This window comes from Mumia sp. Pv4-285 (genome assembly GCF_041320275.1).
Classification (GTDB): Bacteria; Actinomycetota; Actinomycetes; order Propionibacteriales; family Nocardioidaceae; genus Mumia; species Mumia qirimensis.
Map to the genome: position 1 here is coordinate 3,989,157 of NZ_CP162023.1, position 19,491 is coordinate 4,008,647.

General features: G+C 72.9%; 18 protein-coding genes. 6 read left to right on the forward strand and 12 right to left on the reverse strand.

What is annotated here, in order from left to right; translation table 11 throughout:
- Positions 1-47 precede the first annotated feature (47 nt).
- The 3 genes from menD to AB3M34_RS19215 all read right to left on the reverse strand — a co-directional run bounded on the left by menD (position 48) and on the right by AB3M34_RS19215 (position 3,704).
- Positions 48-1,784, reverse strand: a complete 1,737-nt coding sequence (menD, locus tag AB3M34_RS19205) for a 2-succinyl-5-enolpyruvyl-6-hydroxy-3-cyclohexene-1-carboxylic-acid synthase (protein ID WP_370616355.1) — start codon at positions 1,782-1,784, stop codon at positions 48-50.
- Positions 1,781-2,707 (reverse strand): o-succinylbenzoate synthase, encoded by a 927-nt coding sequence (locus tag AB3M34_RS19210; RefSeq protein ID WP_370620067.1) that lies wholly within the window; start codon positions 2,705-2,707, stop codon positions 1,781-1,783. The genes menD and AB3M34_RS19210 overlap by 4 nt, the downstream gene beginning before the upstream one ends.
- Positions 2,708-2,771: 64 nt before the next feature.
- Positions 2,772-3,704 (reverse strand): HAD family hydrolase, encoded by a 933-nt coding sequence (locus AB3M34_RS19215; RefSeq protein WP_370616357.1) that lies wholly within the window; start codon positions 3,702-3,704, stop codon positions 2,772-2,774.
- A 47-nt stretch (positions 3,705-3,751) separates the two neighbouring features.
- Between AB3M34_RS19215 and AB3M34_RS19220 the strand changes: the two genes are divergently transcribed.
- Positions 3,752-4,648: a formylglycine-generating enzyme family protein gene (locus tag AB3M34_RS19220; protein ID WP_370616358.1), complete on the forward strand. Its 897-nt coding sequence runs from the start codon at positions 3,752-3,754 to the stop codon at positions 4,646-4,648.
- Between the two features lie 2 nt (positions 4,649-4,650).
- On the opposite strand, the gene AB3M34_RS19225 is transcribed toward AB3M34_RS19220, so the two are convergent.
- The gene (locus AB3M34_RS19225; RefSeq protein WP_370616360.1) at positions 4,651-5,721 is read right to left on the reverse strand and encodes an AMP-binding protein; all 1,071 of its coding nucleotides are present in this window, start codon (positions 5,719-5,721) and stop codon (positions 4,651-4,653) included.
- Between the two features lie 10 nt (positions 5,722-5,731).
- On the reverse strand, positions 5,732-7,042 hold the full coding sequence (locus tag AB3M34_RS19230; RefSeq protein ID WP_370616362.1) for an HNH endonuclease signature motif containing protein: 1,311 nt from the start codon (positions 7,040-7,042) through the stop codon (positions 5,732-5,734).
- Positions 7,043-7,205: 163 nt separating this feature from the next.
- Between AB3M34_RS19230 and AB3M34_RS19235 the strand changes: the two genes are divergently transcribed.
- Positions 7,206-8,078, forward strand: a complete 873-nt coding sequence (locus tag AB3M34_RS19235) for a 1,4-dihydroxy-2-naphthoate polyprenyltransferase (RefSeq protein WP_370616363.1) — start codon at positions 7,206-7,208, stop codon at positions 8,076-8,078.
- Between the two features lie 16 nt (positions 8,079-8,094).
- On the opposite strand, the gene AB3M34_RS19240 is transcribed toward AB3M34_RS19235, so the two are convergent.
- Positions 8,095-8,646, reverse strand: a complete 552-nt coding sequence (locus AB3M34_RS19240) for a hemerythrin domain-containing protein (protein WP_370616365.1) — start codon at positions 8,644-8,646, stop codon at positions 8,095-8,097.
- Between the two features lie 106 nt (positions 8,647-8,752).
- Between AB3M34_RS19240 and AB3M34_RS19245 the strand changes: the two genes are divergently transcribed.
- Together AB3M34_RS19245 and AB3M34_RS19250 are read left to right on the forward strand one after the other, a co-directional pair.
- Positions 8,753-10,345, forward strand: a complete 1,593-nt coding sequence (locus tag AB3M34_RS19245) for an alkaline phosphatase D family protein (RefSeq protein WP_370616367.1) — start codon at positions 8,753-8,755, stop codon at positions 10,343-10,345.
- 16 nt (positions 10,346-10,361) lie between these two features.
- A complete protein-coding gene (locus AB3M34_RS19250; RefSeq protein ID WP_370616368.1) occupies positions 10,362-11,084 on the forward strand; it encodes a dienelactone hydrolase family protein in 723 nt (240 codons plus the stop codon).
- A gap of 9 nt (positions 11,085-11,093) precedes the next feature.
- Here AB3M34_RS19250 and AB3M34_RS19255 read toward each other — a convergent pair whose 3' ends face one another.
- The 3 genes from AB3M34_RS19255 to AB3M34_RS19265 are packed head-to-tail and all read right to left on the reverse strand — an operon-like array spanning position 11,094 to position 14,240.
- Complete coding sequence (locus tag AB3M34_RS19255; RefSeq protein ID WP_370616370.1) at positions 11,094-11,711, reverse strand: TMEM175 family protein; 618 nt, start codon at positions 11,709-11,711, stop codon at positions 11,094-11,096.
- 43 nt (positions 11,712-11,754) lie between these two features.
- Positions 11,755-12,639 carry a diacylglycerol/lipid kinase family protein gene (locus tag AB3M34_RS19260; protein WP_370616371.1) on the reverse strand — a complete coding sequence of 295 codons (885 nt, stop codon included), beginning with the start codon at positions 12,637-12,639 and terminating at the stop codon, positions 11,755-11,757.
- Positions 12,636-14,240 carry an FAD-binding oxidoreductase gene (locus AB3M34_RS19265; protein WP_370616372.1) on the reverse strand — a complete coding sequence of 535 codons (1,605 nt, stop codon included), beginning with the start codon at positions 14,238-14,240 and terminating at the stop codon, positions 12,636-12,638. The genes AB3M34_RS19260 and AB3M34_RS19265 overlap by 4 nt, the downstream gene beginning before the upstream one ends.
- A 48-nt stretch (positions 14,241-14,288) precedes the next feature.
- Between AB3M34_RS19265 and AB3M34_RS19270 the strand changes: the two genes are divergently transcribed.
- Positions 14,289-14,954: a TetR/AcrR family transcriptional regulator gene (locus AB3M34_RS19270; RefSeq protein WP_370616373.1), complete on the forward strand. Its 666-nt coding sequence runs from the start codon at positions 14,289-14,291 to the stop codon at positions 14,952-14,954.
- 4 nt (positions 14,955-14,958) lie between these two features.
- The gene (locus tag AB3M34_RS19275) at positions 14,959-16,488 is read left to right on the forward strand and encodes a glycerol-3-phosphate dehydrogenase/oxidase (protein ID WP_370616375.1); all 1,530 of its coding nucleotides are present in this window, start codon (positions 14,959-14,961) and stop codon (positions 16,486-16,488) included.
- Here AB3M34_RS19275 and AB3M34_RS19280 read toward each other — a convergent pair.
- From AB3M34_RS19280 to AB3M34_RS19290, 3 genes are read right to left on the reverse strand one after another with little or no spacing between them, the layout of a single operon-like run.
- Positions 16,478-17,560 carry a PLP-dependent cysteine synthase family protein gene (locus AB3M34_RS19280; protein ID WP_370616376.1) on the reverse strand — a complete coding sequence of 361 codons (1,083 nt, stop codon included), beginning with the start codon at positions 17,558-17,560 and terminating at the stop codon, positions 16,478-16,480. The genes AB3M34_RS19275 and AB3M34_RS19280 overlap by 11 nt on opposite strands.
- A 6-nt stretch (positions 17,561-17,566) precedes the next feature.
- A complete protein-coding gene (locus AB3M34_RS19285; protein ID WP_370616378.1) occupies positions 17,567-17,833 on the reverse strand; it encodes a DUF4229 domain-containing protein in 267 nt (88 codons plus the stop codon).
- Between the two features lie 35 nt (positions 17,834-17,868).
- The gene (locus AB3M34_RS19290; protein ID WP_370616380.1) at positions 17,869-19,467 is read right to left on the reverse strand and encodes a serine/threonine-protein kinase; all 1,599 of its coding nucleotides are present in this window, start codon (positions 19,465-19,467) and stop codon (positions 17,869-17,871) included.
- Positions 19,468-19,491 lie beyond the last annotated feature (24 nt).

Consider the following 19,491-nt stretch of genomic DNA (forward strand, 5'->3'; position numbering starts at 1 on the left):
CCAGGTCTCCGCTGACGTGACGGATGCCATGTTACATCGTCGATGTCTTAATGCAACCGCGCTGCCCTACGAATCTGAAGGTCGATCTCCCGGCGGTCAGCACGGTCGACACGGGCCTCGACGACACGCAGCCCGTCGGCTGCTGCGAGCGCTTCCTCCAGCTCGTCCGACGTGGTGACCAGGCGGTGCACCACGCCCATCGCGCGGCAGAGCTTGCCGATGCTGACGGCGGTCGGCGTGGCAAAGACCCTCTCGAACGCGGCAGCGTACGGGGCGTCGCCCTGCTCCAGGGTCGCGAAGATACTCCCGCCGTTGTCGGAGACCACCACGACCGTGAGCTCCGGCTCGGGCTCCGACCGCCCCGTCACGAGGCCGTTGCTGTCGTGCAGGAATGTCAGGTCTCCCATCAGCGCCAGTGTCCCTTCGTCCGAGCGGCGCCCGAGGGCCGCTCCGACGGCGGTTGACACCATCCCGTCGATGCCGGCGAGCCCGCGGTTGGCGGTGATCATCCGCCGCTGTCCCACCGGGTACGGCACGGCCATCAGGTCGAGGTCACGGATGGGGCTTGAGGACCCGACCACGAGCTGGCCGCCTGGCGGGACGTCCTGCGAGACGATGCGGGCGACCTGCCAGCCGTTCAACGGCGGCGTGAACACCGGGAAGCCCATCGCGGACGTCAGCCCCGGTGCGGGGGCCAGCACGATCTCCTCGACCGCCGCCAGCGTCGCCGCGTCAGCACGCTTCCACTGGTCGAACCACGCGGACTCGTCGCGCGCCTCGGCCCGCACGGCGGCATACACAGCAGACACGCGGTTCCCAGGATCGGTGTACGGCGCTGAGCCGACGGCAACCACGTCGACGTCGTCGCGCGAGAGCAGCCGTGAGATCGGCCTCGAGAGCGTCGGATGGCCGAAGACGACGACCCGCTCGATCCGGTCGGCAAGCTCGGGAAGCCCCAGCAGCAGCCGGTACGTCGCGATGGGGGAGGTGCCGTTGCGCGCTCCCGAGGACGGCTCGGCGAGCAACGGCCACGCCGCCTCCTCGGCCAGCATCCGCGCTGCCGGACCTGCGTCGTCGCCGGCGACCACGACCGTACGCGGGCCGAGCGGCAGGGTGGAAGCCGGCTCGGGAGTCACCGGAGCCGGGCGCCGCCACGGGGCACCGTCCGGCCGCCCCGCCAGCGCTGCGGGGAGTGGACCGTCGACGTCCTCGGCGTCGGGTACGAGGGGCTCTCGGAACGCCACATTCAGGTGGACCGGCCCACCAGCGGGGCGGGCGATCGGGCCTTCACCCGTACGACCGACCGCCGCCCCCACGACCCGCGCGACGACCGCGCGCCAGGCCGCCGCGCTCGCCGGCACGACCTCGGGTGCCGCCACCTCGACGTACGCCCGGACCGCGTCGCCGTACAGCTTCACCTGGTCGGTCGTCTGGTTCGCCTCGGTGCCGCGCAGCTCCGTCGGGCGGTCGGCGGTGATCGCGATCAAGGGGACACGCGCATGCGAGGCCTCGAGGATCGCGGGATGCAGGTTGGCCGCCGCGGTGCCCGAGGTGGTCACCACGGGGACGGGCCGGTGCGACCCCTTCGCGAGCCCGAGAGCCAGGAAGGCCGCGCTGCGTTCGTCGATCCGCACGTGGAGACGAAGCTCGCCGCGGGCGTCGGCGGCATGCAGCGCCAGCGCCAGCGCCGCCGAGCGCGAACCCGGCGAGAGCACGACCTCGCGGACGCCCGAGCGGACGAGCTCGTCGACGAGGACCCGGCCGAGCGCCGTCGAGGGGTTCATCGCCCCACCGCCGGGACCGCGCGCAGCTCGTCCAGCCGGACGGCCCAGCGGGCCGCCAGGTCGGGATCCGGCTCCGTCGCGAGGAAGGCGGCAGACGGCCCCGGGCGTACGACCGGGAGCGCTCCGCCGCGAGGGAGGAGCGGCTCGTCGACCACGTCACGCTCGAGCAGGGACACCGTCCCGAGCCCGCAGGCGTACGGCAGGTCGGGCAGGGCCGCGGCGAGCGCGACGCCCGCAGCGATGCCGACCGACGTCTCGAGGGCGCTGGACACCACGACCGGAAGTCCGATGCGCTCCGCGATCTCCAGACAGGCCGCGACACCGCCGAGCGGCTGCACCTTGAGGACGGCCACGTCGGCAGCCTCGAGCTCGGCGACCCGGTACGGGTCCTCGGAGCGGCGGATCGACTCGTCGGCAGCGATCGGCACGTGGGTGCGCCGCCGGAGCGCGGCCAGCTCCTCGACGGTGGGGCACGGCTGCTCGGCGTACTCCAGGCCTCCCGCCGCACGGTCGAGGACGGCGAGCGCGGCGTACGCCTCGTCGACCGACCAGGCCCCGTTGGCGTCGACCCGCACGGCGCCGCCGGGGCCGAGCGCGTCACGGACGGCCGCGACCCTCGCCTCGTCGTCGGTGAGGGTCTGACCGGGCTCGGCGACCTTGACCTTCGCCGTACGGCAGCCGTGTCCCCCGCGCACGATCGCTTGCGCCGCCTCGGGTCCGACCGCGGGCACGGTGCAGTTCACCGGAACCGTGTCGCGCAGCGGCGTCGGCCACGGGCGTACGGCGTCGGCGACCGCTGCGTCGTACCAGGGGCGTGATGCGACCTCGTCGTAGTCCCAGAACGGGCTGAGCTCGACCCAGCCCGTCTCCCCCTGCGCCAGCAGGCCCTCACGCACGGTGATCCCGCGGAAGCGGGTCCGCATCGGCGTCGAGTACGGGAGCCAGGCGAGGGATTCGTTCACGTCCGCAACGGTATCCCGAGACCGCTCAGCCCTCCGGGAACACCGTGGCCCAGTCCCTCTTCACGCTCACCACGGTGAACCCGTGGGAGCCGGCCGCGGCGAGCGCATCCTCGGCACCGGCGTCGTACGGCTCGTCGCCGCGGCCCGAGTCGTCGTCGTGGTGCACGAGCAGGCTGAGGCTGCACGGATGCTTCTGGACGAACCGCAGCATGTCGACGTCGCCGTTGGAGTTGCCGACGGCCAGGAGCGGGCGACGGCCGGTGCGTGACCAGATCCGGATCGGCTTCTGCGGGCCGTCGTCCATGAAGTCGAGCGCCGACCCGAACCGCACCTCGTTCGTGTCGGCGTCGTAGGTCAGCCCGAAGGCCGACCCGATCACGTGCTCGGGAGGGATGCCGTAGTAGTCGACCGTCATCGGACGCATGAAGTCGCGCTCACCGCCGGAGACGACGTAGCAGGTGAACCCGTGCGACTCCAGGTAGCGCAGCAGCTCGACCATCGGTTGGTAGACGGCCAGCCGGTACGGACGGTGGAGGGTCAGGTGCTCGGCGTCGCGGTAGAACGCAGCAACGGACTCCTCGTACGCCTCGACGCTCTGGTGCGCCGTCGACTGGAGGATCGCCCCGATCATCGTCTTGAGGTCCGTGTCGTCGCCGGCGTAGTGCTTGTCGACCGCACCTCCCAGCCATGCCAGGTCCCCGCTGACGGCAGCGGCGTACGGCTGCCGCTCGGCGAGCGCCGGGTCCGCGTTCGCGGCCGCCGCCCACTGCATCACGATGTAGTGCAGCTGCGTCGGCATCGGCTTCTCGGTCCACAGCGTGCCGTCGTTGTCGAAGACCGCGACCCGGTCCTCCTCGGGCACCGCGCCGGGCCCGGTGGTGACGGCCGCGACGAACTGGGTGATCGCGGAACGCGGTGACCCCTCGCGCCAGGACGGCAGCACCTCTCGTGGCGTCATCTCGCTCCCAGCCTCGTCGATGTGTCCACGACGATACGCTGACGGCCATGGCAGCCAGGCATGACACGGAGCTGGTTCCGGGCGGTTCGCTCCTGCAGGGAAGCACCGACTTCTACCCGGAGGAGCAGCCCGTACGCCAGGTCGAGGTCGGCCCGCTGCGGGTGATGCGGCACACGGTGACCACGACGCAGTTCCGGCGGTTCGTCAAGGACACCGGCCACGTCACCGTGGCGGAGAAGTCGCCCGATCCGGCCGACTTCCCCGACGCCGATCCCGCCGATCTCGTGCCGGGGTCGCTCGTGTTCACCCCCACCGCCGGCCCCGTGCCGCTCGACGACTGGCAGCGCTGGTGGCGCTGGCAGCCCGGAGCCGACTGGCGGCACCCCGAGGGGCCCGGCAGCAACCTCGACGGCCGCGACAAGCACCCCGTGATCCACGTGGCGCACGAGGACGCGCTCGCGTACGCCGCGTGGGCAGGGATGCGGCTGCCCACCGAGGCGGAGTGGGAGTGGGCGGCCCGTGGTGGCCTGGTGGGAGCCCGATACACCTGGGGCGAGGAGTTCATGCCGAAGGGCCGCGTCATGGCCAACACCTGGCACGGCGAGTTCCCCTGGCGCAACGACATCCCCAAGAAGCACGGCATGACCACCCCGGTGGGGAGCTATGCCCCGAACGGCTACGGGCTCTTCGACATGGCCGGCAACGTGTGGGAGTGGACGAGCTCGCCGTGGTCCACCTCGCACGCCGAGCTGCCGGTGGCGAGCTGCTGTGCGCCGGTCGCGCCGTCCGCGCCCGCCGCTGAAGGGACGCGGTTCGTCTCGAAGGGCGGGTCGCACCTGTGTGCACCGTCGTACTGCCACCGCTACCGTCCCGCAGCGCGTCAGGGCCAGGAGGTCCACAGCACGACCGGCCACCTCGGCTTCCGCTGCGTCGCCGACGCCTGAGGTCAGGCCTCGGCCAGCGCGCGTACGGCCTGGCGGTCGATCTTGCCGTGGTCCAGCAGCGGGATCGCGTCGACGATGACGACGCGACGGGGCGCCCAGCTGCGCGGCAGGCCCGCAGCCTCGACCGCGTCCCGCAGCGCCGCCACGCCCGCCGGGGTGCCGGCGACCACGGCGACGACCAGCTGCCCCCACTCCGGGTCGGGCACGCCGACGACCACGGCGTCCACGACGCCGTCGGCACCGCGCAGTGCCGCAGCGACCCGCGGGAGCACGACGTTGACGCCGCCGGAGATCACGACGTCGTCAGTGCGGCCGAGCACCTGGAGCCTCCCGTCGGCGTCGAGGCGTCCGAGGTCGTGGGTCCGTAGCCACCCGTCGCGCAACGCTTCGTCGGTCGCCTCACGGTCGCCGTCGTACCCGTCGAACAGCACCGGCCCGGTGAGCCACACTCGATGCTCGACGTCGATACGGAGGCCGACTCCGTCGAGCGGCACGCCGTCGTACACGCAGCCACCCGAGGTCTCGCTCATCCCGTAGGTCCGGACGACCCGAACGCCGGCGTCGGCGGCGCGAGCGCGCAACGCCGGGTCGAGCGCAGCGCCGCCGACGAGAACGGCGTCGAGCGTGGCAAGGACGTCGAGTCGGCCGGACTCGGCGAGCCGGTGCAGCTGGGTCGGGACGAGCGAGGCGTACGTCCGCTCCCCTGTCATCGCGGCGACCGCCTCCTCGAGCCCGACGTGCTCCGCGGTCACCACCGGGGCGGATCCGGAGAGGATCGACCGTGCGATCACCTGCACTCCGGCCACGTACTGCGGCGGGAGGTCCAGGAGCCACTGCCCTGGCCCGCCCAGCCGCGCGTGGGTGGCGTGCGCGCTGGACGTGATCGCCCGCCGCGAGAGCAGCACGTCCTTCGGGCGCCCGGTGGATCCTGACGTCCGGATGACCAGCGGCGCGGGATCGGCGTCCGCCGCGAGCCAGCCGCGCAACGCCGCCTCCACCTCGGGCGGCGTCCCGCTCACCGGTCGCAACGCGGCCGCCGTCGACTGCGCGCTGGTCTCCACATCGTCCGTCACGCCCTCCACGCTAACCGGGCGCGGCCGCGTGCAGATCGACGAGTCGCTTGAGGTGACCCTCGAGGCGTGATGCGGGAGAGTCGGCTGTGACAGGCGCCGTCGGCTCCGCCGGATCTGCTGACACGCGCTCGGTGGCGACGACGCGACCTGACGGAAGACGCCAGGGGTGATCGGGCCCGTCCCGGGTGGTCGGGACGAGATAGCCGTGTGACTTGAGCTGGTGATGGCGTCGGCACAGCGGCCAGATGTTGCCGCCGGAGGTGTCACCCCGTGGCCACGGGACGCGGTGGTCGAGGTCGCACCGCTCGGCGGGGACCGTGCAGCCGGGAGCCTGGCAGACCCCGTCGCGCAGCCGGACGGCGCGGGCCAGCAGGTCGGGGGCGAACCGCCCGAGGTAGGTGTGGTCCAGCGTCCGACCCGCCCGGTCGTTGAGCAGGCGGTGCCAGAACAGGTTGGCGCTCGCGAAGCCGGCCAGGAGATCACGCAGCTCCTGCGCGGGGACCACCCACGCCCCGTCCGACGACACCACAGGCTCGTCGGACTCACCCGCCAACGCCTCGGCCGTCATCACCACGGCGACGTCGACCGACGGGCGTACGGCGGGAGTCTCGTCGGCCGTCGCGTGGAGGCCTGTCGTCCACGCCACGAGAAGATCGGCGCGCTTCTGCGCGAGCGTACGAGGGGCGGGGTCGGCTGCGGGGTCCTGGGCGTCGGCCAGGCGGCCGGCCTCTCGCCTCAGTCGCGCGTCGATGGTCGCGGCCTGCAGCGTCGGAAGCAGCGCCCACAGCTCGGACATGCCGTCGTCGCCGTGCTGCACCCGCACCTGCCGGTCCTCACGGCCGCGCGCGGCACGGTCGGCGAGAACGTCGGGCTCCGCCCGTGCCACGAACCGCCGCAGCCACGCGCGCAGCTCGGATGCGGTGTGCGACGACGCGTAGGCGACGACCGAAGCATCGAGCCGCACGACCGACGCCTCGCGCTCCAGTCGCGCGAGCGCCTCGGCGACGAGATGCACGCGGTAGCCGTCGAGCCGCCCCTCGCCGTGCGCCGCCCACACCGTCGGCAGACGGTCGCGGACGTCGCGCGCCTCGCTCAGCCGCGACCGCAGCTGACCCTCGGAGAGCCGGGTGGCGACGGCGATCTCCATCCGGGCCGCACGCACATGCAGCTGCCGCTGGAGGGCGGAGCCCAGCGTGGCCGCTTCACGGTGTGCGGCGTCGTCGGCAGCCAGCAGCGCCGCCAGCTCCTCCGCCTCGGCGGCAGCACGACGCCGGGCCACCTCGGTGAGGTGGCCCGGGTCGTACCCGCCGATCGACGTCATGCCACCACGCTAGGGACTCCCACTGACACCGGCGGGGCGGCGTGACAGGGGTGGTTTCTCGGCGGAGGGAGGGGTCTCGATCGCTTCGCGCCTCGACCAGCGGGGAACCGGCGGGTGGGAGGCGACGACGGGCGAAAGCGTGCGGGTGACAGGATGGGCGGTCGTGGCAACAGCATCGCAGTGGATCGCAGGAGCACGCCCCCGTACGCTCCCCGCCGCCGTCGCACCGGTGGTCGCAGGCACGGGCGCGGCCGTCTTCGCCGACGGCGCCGTGTGGTGGAAGGCGGTCGTCTGCCTGTTCCTGTCGCTCGCACTGCAGATCGGCGTGAACTACGCCAACGACTACTCCGACGGCGTCAAGGGGACCGACGACGACCGGGTCGGTCCGATGCGGCTCGTCGGCTCGGGCGCTGCGAGCGCCGGCGCAGTGAAGCGCGCCGCGTTCGTCTGCTTCGGCGTCGGTGCCGCGCTCGGCCTCGTGCTCGCGGCGACCTCGGGCTGGTGGCTGATGGTCGTCGGCGTCGCCGCGATCGCGGCCGCCTGGTTCTACACCGGCGGCTCGACGCCGTACGGCTACCGAGCGCTGGGCGAGGTCAGCGTCTTCGTGTTCTTCGGGCTGGTGGCCGTGCTCGGGACGACCTACGTGCAGGTCGGCGCGTTCACGTGGCCGAGCCTCGCCGCGGCGATCGGCGTCGGCTCGCTGGCGTGCGCGATCCTCGTCGCCAACAACCTCCGCGACATCCCGACCGACACGGTCAGCGGCAAGCGCACGCTGGCCGTGGTGCTCGGCGACCGGCGGTCGCGGATCTTCTTCGTCGCGCTCATGGTCGTCGCCCTGCTCACGGTCTGGTGGCTGGCGTCCTACACGCCGTCGGCGCTGTTCGGCCTGCTGGCGTTCCCGTGGGCACTGCGCGCGGCGACTCCGGTCGCCCGCGGCGACAAGGGGCTGGCCCTGCTCCCGACGCTCCGCGACACCGGTCTTGCCGAGCTGGTCTACGCCGTGGGCATCGCGGTAGGCCTCGCCGTCGGCGCCTGAGCCGCCGCCTCACGGCTCACTCGTCGTCGTCGAGCAGTCCGGCCTTCTCGGCACGCGCGACGATGGCACGCACGTTCTCGATCCGACCGCAGTCCGCGTCGATCTGAGCGTTGCGCTCCCGCGCGAAGGCCTCCCCGAGCGCGAGCCGGGACCGTTCCGCGACACCCTCACGGGCCGGGTTGAGGATCGTGAGCTCTTCCTCGGTCAGGTGGTGGTTGACCACCCGCGCCAGCTCTTCGACCGCGTCGTCGAACGTCGGGGTGTCGGTGCCCTTCAGCTCGAGCACGGTCAGCAGCGCCTCGTTGCCCTCGGCGTGCTCCTCCTCGCCGTGCTCCTCCTCGTGCGCGCCGATGGCGTCCCGACGGCGCAGCGTCGGATAGACCTCCTTCTCCTCCGCCTCCGCGTGCGCGACGTGCAGCGCGGCGAACGCCCGGCGCACGGCGTCGCGGTCGGAGCTGGCGTCACGCAGCTGCCGCAGCAGGTCCTCGAACCGACGGTGGTCGTCGAGGATGAGGTCGATGACGTCCCCGGAGACCGGACGTCCGAGATCGATGGCTGAGGTAGGCATAGGCCCAACCTACGAGCCCGCCGCCCGATCTGCGGATCGCGAGGACGTCGTCTGACTCTCACCTCGCCGTCACCGTCCGTTCGCCCCGGCTCGACAGCGTGGGGGCATGACTGAGACCTCACCCGATCCCCGCGTCGGCCGCCGCACCCTGCTCCGCGGCGCTGCCGTCGTCGGCGCCGGTGCCGTCGTCCTCGGCTCCGGCGCCGCCTCCTCCGCCACTGCCCGTACGACCTCCGCCCCGGCGCTCGTCCGCAGCGGGCGACCGACCCTCACCCACGGCGTCCAGGCCGGCGACGTCCTCACGCGGGAGGCGACGCTCTGGTCGCGCGCCGACCGCCCGTCGCGCCTGGTCGCCGAGATCTCGCGCGACCGCTCGTTCCGCCGAGCCGTCACCGTACGAGGACCGGTCGTCACGCCCGAGACGGACTTCACCGGCCGGTTCACCGTACGAGGACTCCCGTCCGGGGCCGACCTCCACTACCGCGTCCGCGCCGTCGACCTCCGCGACCCGCGCCGCAGCAGCGCACCCGAGACGGGGCGTCTGCGCACGGCGTCGCAGCGCGGCGACGACATCCGCTTCCAGTGGTCCGGCGACATCGCCGGACAGGGCTGGGGCGTGAACCCGGCGTACGGGGGCTTCCGCATCGTCGACGCGATGCAACGTCGCAACCCCGACTTCTTCCTGTCCAGCGGCGACAACGTGTACGCCGACGGTCCGGTCGCCGAGACGGTGACGCTGCCCGACGGCACGCTGTGGCGCAACGTCGTGATCGAGGAGAAGACGAAGGTCGCCGAGACGCTCGACGAGTTCCGCGGCCAGTTCAAGTACAACCTGCTCGCCGACAACTGGCGCCGGTACCTTGCCAGCACGCCGATCGTGACGCAGTGGGACGACCACGAGGTCACGAACAACTGGTACCCGGGCGAGATCCTGACCGACGCCCGCTACACCGAGAAGCGCGTCGACGTGCTCGCCGCGCGCGGGCAGCAGGCCTTCCACGAGTACATGCCGGTCGCACCGCTCTCACCCGACCCGGACGGTCGCCTCTACCGCGTGCTGCACCTCGGGCCCCTGCTCGACGTGTTCGTCCTGGACATGCGCACGCACAAGGACGCCAACACCGTCGACACCGAGACGCAGCGCGACGGCGGGGTCCTCGGGCAGACGCAGACGCGGTGGCTCATCCGTGAGCTCGAGCGGTCGCGGGCCACCTGGAAGGTGATCGCCGCCGATCTCCCGATCGGGCTCGTCGTCCCGGACGGCGGCCTGCAGGAGGGCCTCGCACAAGGCGATCCGGGTGCACCGCTGGGTCGCGAGCTCGACATCGCACCGGTCCTCACCGCGCTGAAGCGGGCCGGGATCCGCAACCACGTCTGGCTGACCGCCGACGTCCACTACACCGCCGCGCACCACTACTCGCCGGACCGTGCGGCGTACCAGGAGTTCGACCCGTTCTGGGAGTTCGTCTCCGGCCCGCTCAACGCGGGCGCGTTCGGCCCCAACGCGCTCGACGCCACCTTCGGACCGAGGGCCGAGTTCGTGGCGGCACCGCCGCGGGCCAACACCTCGCCGGCCGAGGGGTTCCAGTTCTTCGGCGAGGTCGAGATCGACGGCCGGTCCGAGGAGCTGACCGTCACGCTGCGCGACGTCGACGGGGCGGCACTGTTCACCAAGACCCTGGTGCCCCACCGACGCTAGGCCCTAACGTGTCGCCATGCCCGACGTCGACCTGAGCCGCAGCGGCGCCCGCGACACGTCCCGCGCCCTGCGCGGCTACCTGGCCGAGCCCACCACCCCCGGTCCATGGCCGGGGGTGGTGCTCATCCACGAGGCGTTCGGCCTCGTCCCCACCATGCGTCGGCATGCGGACAAGCTCGCCGAGATGGGCTACGCGACCCTCGCCGTCGACCTCTACAGCGACGGCGGCGCGCGACGGTGTCTCGTCTCGACCGCCCGCGCGTTCTCCACCGGCAATGGCCGCGCGTTCGCCGACATCGACGCGGCGCGCGGGTGGTTGATCGACCGCGAGATCACCAACGGCAAGATCGGCGTGATCGGCTTCTGCCTCGGCGGCGGCTTCGCGATCCTCGTGGCCGGTCGCGGCGGGTACGACGCGGCGGCGGTCAACTACGGCGTGATCCCGAAGGACCTCGACGAGGCGGTCGTCGGCTCGTGCCCGGTGGTCGCGACGTACGGGACCAAGGACCGCGTCGTGCGCCACGGAGCCGAGCGGCTCGAGGAGGCGCTGACCCGTGCGGATGTGGACCACGACGTCACCGTGTACGCCGGCGCCGGCCACGCCTTCCTCAACGACGAGGACGCCGGTCCACGCGTCCTTCGCCCGGTGATGCGCGTCGCGGGCATCGGCCCCGACCCCGAGGCGACCCCGCAGGCGTGGGAGCGCATCGGCGCGTTCTTCGACAAGCACCTCGGCTGATCGTCCGGGTCAGACAGCCGCACGCCGGCGTGATGCCCGCACGCGTTCGATCGGTGCCTGCAGCAGGAGGATGAGGAGCGGGTACGCCCCCTGGTCAGGGAAGGCCAGCGCCAGTGCCAGCACGACCACGAGCAGGACGACGGTCACGATCCCCGAGGGTGTGCTCTCTCGCCAGGTCCGGTTCTCGTCGGTGTCGTGCAAGAGCTCCGGATGGCGGCGTCCCCACAACCCCGTGGCCACGAGAGCCAGGACAGCGACGAGCAGTGACGCGACGTAGGCGGCGACGGCGCCGTCGAGGTCCTCCCTGGCCGCGATCAGCTGCGTCGTGAAGGGCAGCAGGACGATCGTCAGGAGCCACACGAAGTGGGTCGAGACGAGCGTGCGGTCGTACGTCGCGAAGTGCTCCATCAGCGCGTGGTGGTCACGCCAGAGGACCCAGATGACGACGAAGCTGATCGCGAACCCGACGAACGCGTCGTCGTGGTCGCGGACGAGGCCGGCGACGCTCGACGCGTCGTCCGTGTCCGACACGATCTCGACCAGCGGCAGGACGAGAAGGGTCAGCGCGATCGCCACCACGGCGTCGCTGAACGCGAGAAGTCGGTCGAGGCCGTGTTCGGACCGCATGGCGACCAGTGTCGCAGCGCCGCGGCAGGCGCGCCCGCACCGATCAGGCGGGTACGACCAGTCGGAGCGCCTTCGGCAGGATGCGGACCGTGACCGGCAGCACCCCGAGCTCGTCCCCGTCGAGGCCGAGCGGGACCGGTCGGTCGGTCTCGATCGTGACGCTCGTCGTCCGGAGCACCTCGACGGCGTCGCGCTCGACGTGACGGCCGGTCTTGGCCTCGTTCATGTACGCCGCCATGTTGCGTCGGCCGAGCCCGTCGGTGCGGGCGATCAGCAGGTCGATGAGACCGTCGTCGACCTCGGCGGACGGCACGATCTTGAGCCCGTGCCCGTACCCCCCCGAGTTGGCCGCGATCACGCTGTGCGCGCGTACGGTGCGGGTGCCGTGGTCGGTCGTGAGGGTGAAGGTCGGCGCCCGCCAGGTGATCATCGCGACCGGACCGGCGGCGCGGTAGGCGAAGACCGGTGGGAACCGGCGCATCCGGTTGATCAGCTGCGTCGCCCGCGAGTCGACGCCGACGTAGACGTTGCCCGGGATCACGACGCCGTCGGCGTCCATCACGTCGACGGCGCGGACGTGGCCGCCGAGCAGCACCGCCGCGACGCTCGCGGGGTCGTCCGGGATGCCGACCTTGTGGGCGAAGTCGTTGCCGCGCCCTGCGGGGACGATCGCCATGGTGCCCTCGCCCGCGACGACGCCACCGGCCACGTCGCGCACCATGCCGTCTCCGCCGACCGCCACCACCACGCGGCCCGAACGCGCCAGGTCGGCCGCCGCGGCGGCGGCGTGCTGCGCACTCTCCGTGACGACCGTCGCGACCTCGGCACCGGCGTCACGCAGCCGCTGGGAGACCGCCTCCCAGGCGTCAGGCGCATGCCGCTGGCCGGAGATCGGGTTCACGAGCGCGGTGAACGCGGCCGCGGTCACCGCGCCACCAGGACGCCCGGGTTCAGCACACCGGTCGGATCGAGCGTTGCCTTCACAGCGCGCAGGATATCCCTCCCGAGCGGTCCGATCTCCTCGTCGTACGTGTCGCGGTGGTCGGTGCCGACGCCGTGGTGGTGGCTGATCGCAGCACCGGCGCGTCGGATCGCGGCGTTCGCGGCCGCCTTGGCCTCGGCCCACTGGCCGAGCGCGTCCTCGCCCTGGGCGCACGCGACCGTGAAGTACAGCGACGCGCCGGTCTCGTACACGTGCGAGACGTGGCAGAGCACGATCGCGGGCGTCCCCTGCGCTCCCAGCGATGCCTGGACCGCCTCGGTCACGGCGGCCTTGAGGCGTGCGACGTTCGACCACCACGTGACGGTCTCGAGCGTCTCGACGAACGCGCCCGCGTCGAGCAGCGGGTCGCGCAGGTACGGCCCGTGGAAACGCCCGGTCCGCCACCTCTCGCCCGCGTCGGTCCCGACGGCGACGCCGCCGCACTCCTCGATGACGGCGCTGGCGGCGGCGCGCCGGGACGCGACGTCGTCGGGCTCGCCCTCGTACCCGGTGATCGCGAGGCAGCCGGACGCCTCCCCGGTCGGCCCGCCCGACGGGTCGGAGAGGTTGATCGCGGTCTCCGCCTCGTCGGACAGACGCAGCACGGTCGGCAGCGGGCCGTCCTGCGCGAGCCGCCGGAGGGCCTCGGCGCCGGACTCGAACGACGGGAACCGCCACCCCTCGAAGACGCGCTCGCGCGGCACGCGGCGCAGCCGGACGGTGACGGACGTGATCACGCCGAACGCTCCTTCCGAACCGAGCACGAGCTGACGCAGGTCGGGACCCGCCGCGGACTGCGGCGCGGTGCCGATCTCGAGGGTGCCGCGCGGTGTCGCGACGACGAGACCGACGACCATGTCGTCGAAGCGCCCGTAGCCGGCCGACGACTGACCGGCCGAGCGCGCCGCCGCGTAACCGCCGATCGAGGCACCCTCGTACGACTGCGGGAAGTGTCCGAGCGTGTATCCCTCGGCCTGCAGCAGCTCCTCGGCGCGCGGACCGCGCATCCCCGCCTGCAGCGTCGCGGTGCGTGAGACCACGTCGAGCACGACCAGGGCGTCCAGGCGGGCGAGGTCGAGCGCGACGACGCCGGCGAACCCGGCGCGGTCGGGGGCGAGCCCGCCCACGACCGACGTGCCACCCGAGTACGGCACGACGGCGACGTGCGCGTCGGCGCAGACCTGCAGCACGGCGACCACCTCGTCGTGCGAGCCCGGGCGGACGACGAGGTCGGGCGCGTCGCCCGCGTCGCCCGCACGCATCTTGAGGATGTCGGGCGTCGACCACCCGCGGGTGTGGCGCAGGCGGTCGTGCGCCGCGTCGCTGACGTGGGCCGGCCCGACCGCGGCGGCCAGCGCCGTACGCGCCTCGTCCGGTACGACGACGTCGGGGAGCGCGACGTCCTGCAGGTCGACCGGCGCCCGGCCCGGCCGGATGCCGAGCGCGTCGAGGGCTGCCTGGGTCGCTGCGGGGAGCGTGATCGCGTGCTCCGGATTGCCCCACCGGTCCGGTGCGAAGTCCACCACCGGGACGTCCGTCTCAGACATTCGCCGCTCCGTTCTCGACCTGCGTTGTCGTGTACAGTTGAACACATCATGTCCAAACGTTTCAATGGTGGTGCCGGCTCGGACCTCGAGCGCCTCCGCGCCCGCCCGGCCGACGCCGGCAACGCCATCCCCGAGGACCGCATCCTCGACGCGGTCGCCGGCGGGCTCCTCGAGCACGGACTCGACCGGCTGACGATGGCCGAGATCGCGACCCGCGCGGGCGTCGCCCGAGCGACCCTCTACCGGCGCTGGGAGAACGTACGCTCCGCCGTCGCCGCGCTGCTCACCCGCGAGTGGGTCGCCGTCATCGCCGAGGCCAACCGTGAGGAGATCACGGTCGGCCGCGACCGCCTCGTCGACGCCGTCGTCCGCACCGTCGCGATGATCCGCGTCCACCCGGTGCAGCAGGCGATCATCGAGTCCGACCCGGAGTTCCTCGTCCCCTACGTCTTCCAGCGCATGGGCCGCACGAGCACGCACGTCGTCCAGGTGCTCGAGAACGGCATCCGCGAGGGGCACGCGGACGGTTCGATCCGCCCTCTCGACGTCGCGCTGCAGGCCCGTACGGTCCTGCTGCTCGCCTGGTCGTTCGTCATCACCGCACCCATGGTGACGGGCTCGACCGGTGGCCCCGGGCCCGTCCTCGCCGAGCTCGACGGCCAGCTCGCCGTCGCCCTCGACCGCTACCTCGCTCCCGACCTCTCCCAGGACTGACTCGATGCCCTCAGCCTCCTCGTCCCTGAACGCCACGCGACGCGAGCGTGACCTCGACGACCTCGCCGGTGGTGGCGTCGTCGACCTGCTCGTCGTCGGCGGAGGCGTCACCGGCGCCGGGGTCGCGCTCGACGCGGCGTCGCGCGGGCTCTCCGTGGTCCTGGTGGACAAGCACGACCTGGCCTTCGGCACGAGCCGCTGGAGCTCCAAGCTCGTCCACGGCGGCCTGCGCTACCTCGCGACAGGCCACGTCGGCATCGCGTACGAGAGCGCCCACGAACGCGCGATCCTCATCGAGCGCACGGCTCCCCACCTCGTACGGGCGCTCCCCAACGTCTTCCCGCTCACGGAGTCGGTCAGCCACCGGACGGCAGCGATGATCCGCGCCGGGCAGCTCGCCGGGGACACCCTGCGCCGCGCGGCCGGGACGTCCAACGCGATCCTCCCGCGCTCCCGACGCGTGTCGGGCATGGAGGTGCGCCGCTACGCGCCGACCGTTCGGGCGGAAGGACTCCGCGGTGGGCTCGTCTTCTGGGACGGCCAGCTCGTCGACGACGTCCGCCTCGTGGTCGCCCTCGCCCGCACCGCCGCCTCGCTCGGCGCACGGGTCCTGACCCGTACGGCGGCGGTCGAGGTCAGCGGCACCGGCGCCCTGCTGCGCGACGAGCTGACCGGGTCGACCCTGCAGGTCGACGCCCGGATGGTCGTCAACGCCGCAGGCGTGTGGGCGGGCACGCTCGCCGACGGCATCACCATGCGCCCCAGCCGCGGCACCCACCTCGTCGTGCGCGACGAGACGCTCGGCGGTCTGACGGGGGCGCTCAACCTGCCGGTCCCGGGCACCTCCTCCCGTTTCATCCTCGTCCTCCCCGCCGGCGACGGCCGCGTCTACATCGGGCTGACCGACGAGGAGGTGCACGGCGAGATCCCCGACGTCCCGACGGCGAGCGAGGACGAGATCACCTTCCTCCTGGAGACGGTCTCGCTGTCGCTCCAACGCCCGCTCACCCGCGACGACGTCATCGGCACGTTCTCAGGGCTGCGCCCGCTGCTCGACGCCGGCGAGGGCGAGACGTCCGACCTCTCCCGCAAGCACGTGGTGCTCACCGGCGACGACGGCCTGGTCAGCGTGGTCGGCGGCAAGCTCACGACGTACCGACGGATGGCCGAGGACGCCGTGGACGCCGCGCTGACCGCGTCCGGCCGCAGCGCAGGGCCCTGCCGTACGACGAACCTGCCGCTCGTCGGCTCCGCGGACCGGGCGACCCTCGGCGGGATCGTCGCACCAGCCCGACTCGTCGCCCGGTACGGCACCGAGGCCACCGACGTCGTCGCCGAGGCGGGCGGCGACCGGTCGCTGCTCGAGCCCCTCGCACCGCACGTCCCGACCGTGCCCGCGGAGCTGCGCTGGGCCGTACGCCACGAGGGCGCGCTCGACGTCGACGACCTGCTCGACCGCCGTACGCGCGTCGGCCTGGTCGCCGCCGACCGTGAGCTCGCGCTCCCCTTCGCCGAGGCCGCCCTCAGCCGGTGAAGCGGCCGGTCTCCTCGAGCTCGGCGAGCACGGCCTCGTACGGCGTGAGGTCGAGACCGTGCTCGGCGACCCACGCGTCGTCGTAGTACGTCGAGACGTAGCGGTCGCCCGAGTCGCACAGCAGCGTCACCACGCTCCCGGTCTCGCCCGCCGCCCGCATGCGCTCGATCACGGTCAGCGCACCCCACATGTTCGTGCCCGTGGAGCCGCCGACGCTGCGCCCGAGGCGTCGGCTGCACCAGCGCATCGCGGCGATCGACGCGGCGTCGGGAACGCGCACCATGTCGTCGATGACGCCGCCGACGAACGACGGCTCCACGCGCGGGCGGCCGATGCCCTCGATCCGCGAGGCCGCACCCGTCGTGTAGTCGGACGTGTCGAGGTCCCACCCGTCGAGGAAGGCCGAGTTCTCCGGATCGGCGACCATCACCCTCGTCACGTGCCGGCGGTAGCGGACGTAGCGCCCGATCGTGGCCGACGTCCCACCGGTGCCGGCGCTGACCACGACCCACGCGGGGACGGGGTGCCGCTCCTTCTCGAGCTGCGCGAAGATCGACTCGGCGATGTTGTTGTTGCCGCGCCAGTCGGTCGCGCGTTCGGCGAAGGTGAACTGGTCCATGTAGTGGCCGCCGCACTCGCGCGCGAGCCGCGCAGCCTCGGCGTACATGTCGGGGGCCTCGTCCACGAAGTGGCACCGCCCTCCGTACCACTCGATGAGCGCGATCTTGCGCGCGCTGGTGCTCCGCGGCATCACCGCGACGAACGGGACGCCGATGAGACGTGCGAAGTACGCCTCGCTGATCGCGGTCGAGCCGCTCGACGCCTCGACGATCGTCGTGCCGGGCCCGACCCAGCCGTTGCAGAGCGCGTAGAGGAAGAGCGAGCGGGCGAGCCGGTGCTTCAGCGAGCCGGTCGGGTGGATGGACTCGTCCTTCAGGTACAGCTCGATGCCGGGGCCACCCGGCAGCGGGAAGACGTGCAGGTGCGTGTCCGCGCTCCGGTTGGCGTCGGCGTCGACACGTCGGATCGCCTCATCGACCCAGGAGCGACGCTGCGGATCCGATCGGGGCACGAGGGGTCAGTCCACGTCCTCGGCGCTGCGGGCCGCCTCGTACCGCTCGTGCATCTTGTCGGCGCGCGCCTTCATCGACAGCGCCACCTCGTCGCGCATGTGGCGCAGCAGGAACAACGACGCGACCGCGGAGATCGCCAGCGCGATGAGCGCCACCCACAGCCCCGTCACCGAGTTCCACTCGAGCCAGATCGACGACACCAGGCCGACGACGACGAACGCCACGAGGAAGAATCCGAGCCGGGCGAGGGTGTAACGGAGGAACGCACTCACGCTCCGAGGGTACCCGGAGGCGGCACACGCGACGCCTACGGACCGTCGGTCGGGTCGTCCGACGGCGGTGGGGGCAGCGCGTTGCCGTCGTCGGTGGGCTCAGGCGTCTGCGTCGTCGGCGGCGGCGTGGTCGTCGGAGCCGTCGTCGGCTCGGTCGTCGGCGGCGTGGTCGTCGGAGCCGTCGTCGGCTCGGTCGTCGGCGGCGTGGTCGTCGGAGCCGTCGTCGGGTCCGTGGTCGGCGGTGTCGTCTCCGTCGGTTCCGACGTCGCCGTCGTGGTCGGCTCGGTCGTCGCTGACGGCGTCACCTCGGACGGTGTCGGCGTCGGCGTCGGCGTCGGGTCGTCGGTGGGCCGCTCGGGATCGTCGACGCTGGCCAGCACCAGCCAGACCGCGGCGACGGCAGCCACGACCACCAGGGCGACCACGATCCACGGGGCCCTCTTCGCCCACGGCGACGGCTCGGCCGCGGCTGCGGCTCCGGCGCCCTCAGTCGCGTCCCCGGCGCCGGCTGCGTCCCCGGGGTCGGTTGCGGGGTCCGCGGCGGCGTCGGCAGTCTCGGTCTCGGGACCGACGGCGTCCAGCGGGGCTGTGCCGGGCTCTGCGGCCTGCGCCGCGCCCGCACCGGCGAGCCCGGCGGCTGCGCCCGCGGCTGCGGCGACCCCTGCACCGCCGACTGCCGCCGCGATCGTGGGGTCGTCCTCGACCGCAGGAGCACCGACGACCGTGGCGTCGCCTTCAGGGTCGGGCACGGTGACACCCGCAGCCGTCAGGACGGCCGCGACGTCGCGACCGTCACGCACCGCCCGCAGCGCGGCGGCCGCACCCGCGGCGTCCGGGCGCTCGTCGGGGTCGCGGCGCGTCATCGCCCCGAGCGCGAGCGCCCACCCGTCGCCGAGCTCGGCCGGGATGCGCGGCGGACGGTGGAGACGGGCGGACAACGTCTCGACCCGGCTGCCCGGGAAGGCCTCCTCCCCCGTCAGCGCCTCGAGCAGCACGAGCCCCAGCGCGTAGACGTCGGCCCGCGGACCGACCTCGTCCAGGACGGCCTGCTCCGGGCTCAGGTAGCGCGCCGTGCCGACGAGGAGGTCCGGCGAGGTGAGCCGGGTGCCCTCGAGGTAGCGGGAGACGCCGAAGTCGGTGAGCTTGACCTGGTACGAACCGTCTCCCTGCTCGACGAGCATCGCGTTGGACGGCTTGATGTCGCGGTGGACGACTCCCGCCTCGTGGATGGCGGCGAGCGCATCACCGAGCTGTGCACCGATGTCGGCCACCACCACCGGCGCCATCGCGCCGTCCACCAGCACGCGGCTCAGCGTCTTGCCGGGGACGAACTCCATGACGAGGTACGGGTTGTCCGAGCTCGGCTGGACGTCGAAGACCGTCACGACGCCGGGGTGCGACACGCCGGCCCCGATCTTGGCCTCCATCTCGTGCCGGCGCAGCGCGTCCTCGACCTCGACGCCCGCCTCGGCCCGCATCATCTTCACCGCGACCGTGCGCCCGAGGACCTCGTCCCTGGCCCGGTAGACGTCGGCCATGCCCCCTCGCCCGACGAGTGCCAACAGACGGTAGCGCCCGTCGACGAGCTCGCCGACCCGGTCGTTCGCCGACTCCGACATCGAGCGCGGACCCACCTCTCCTCGTCAGGAGGCCACCGT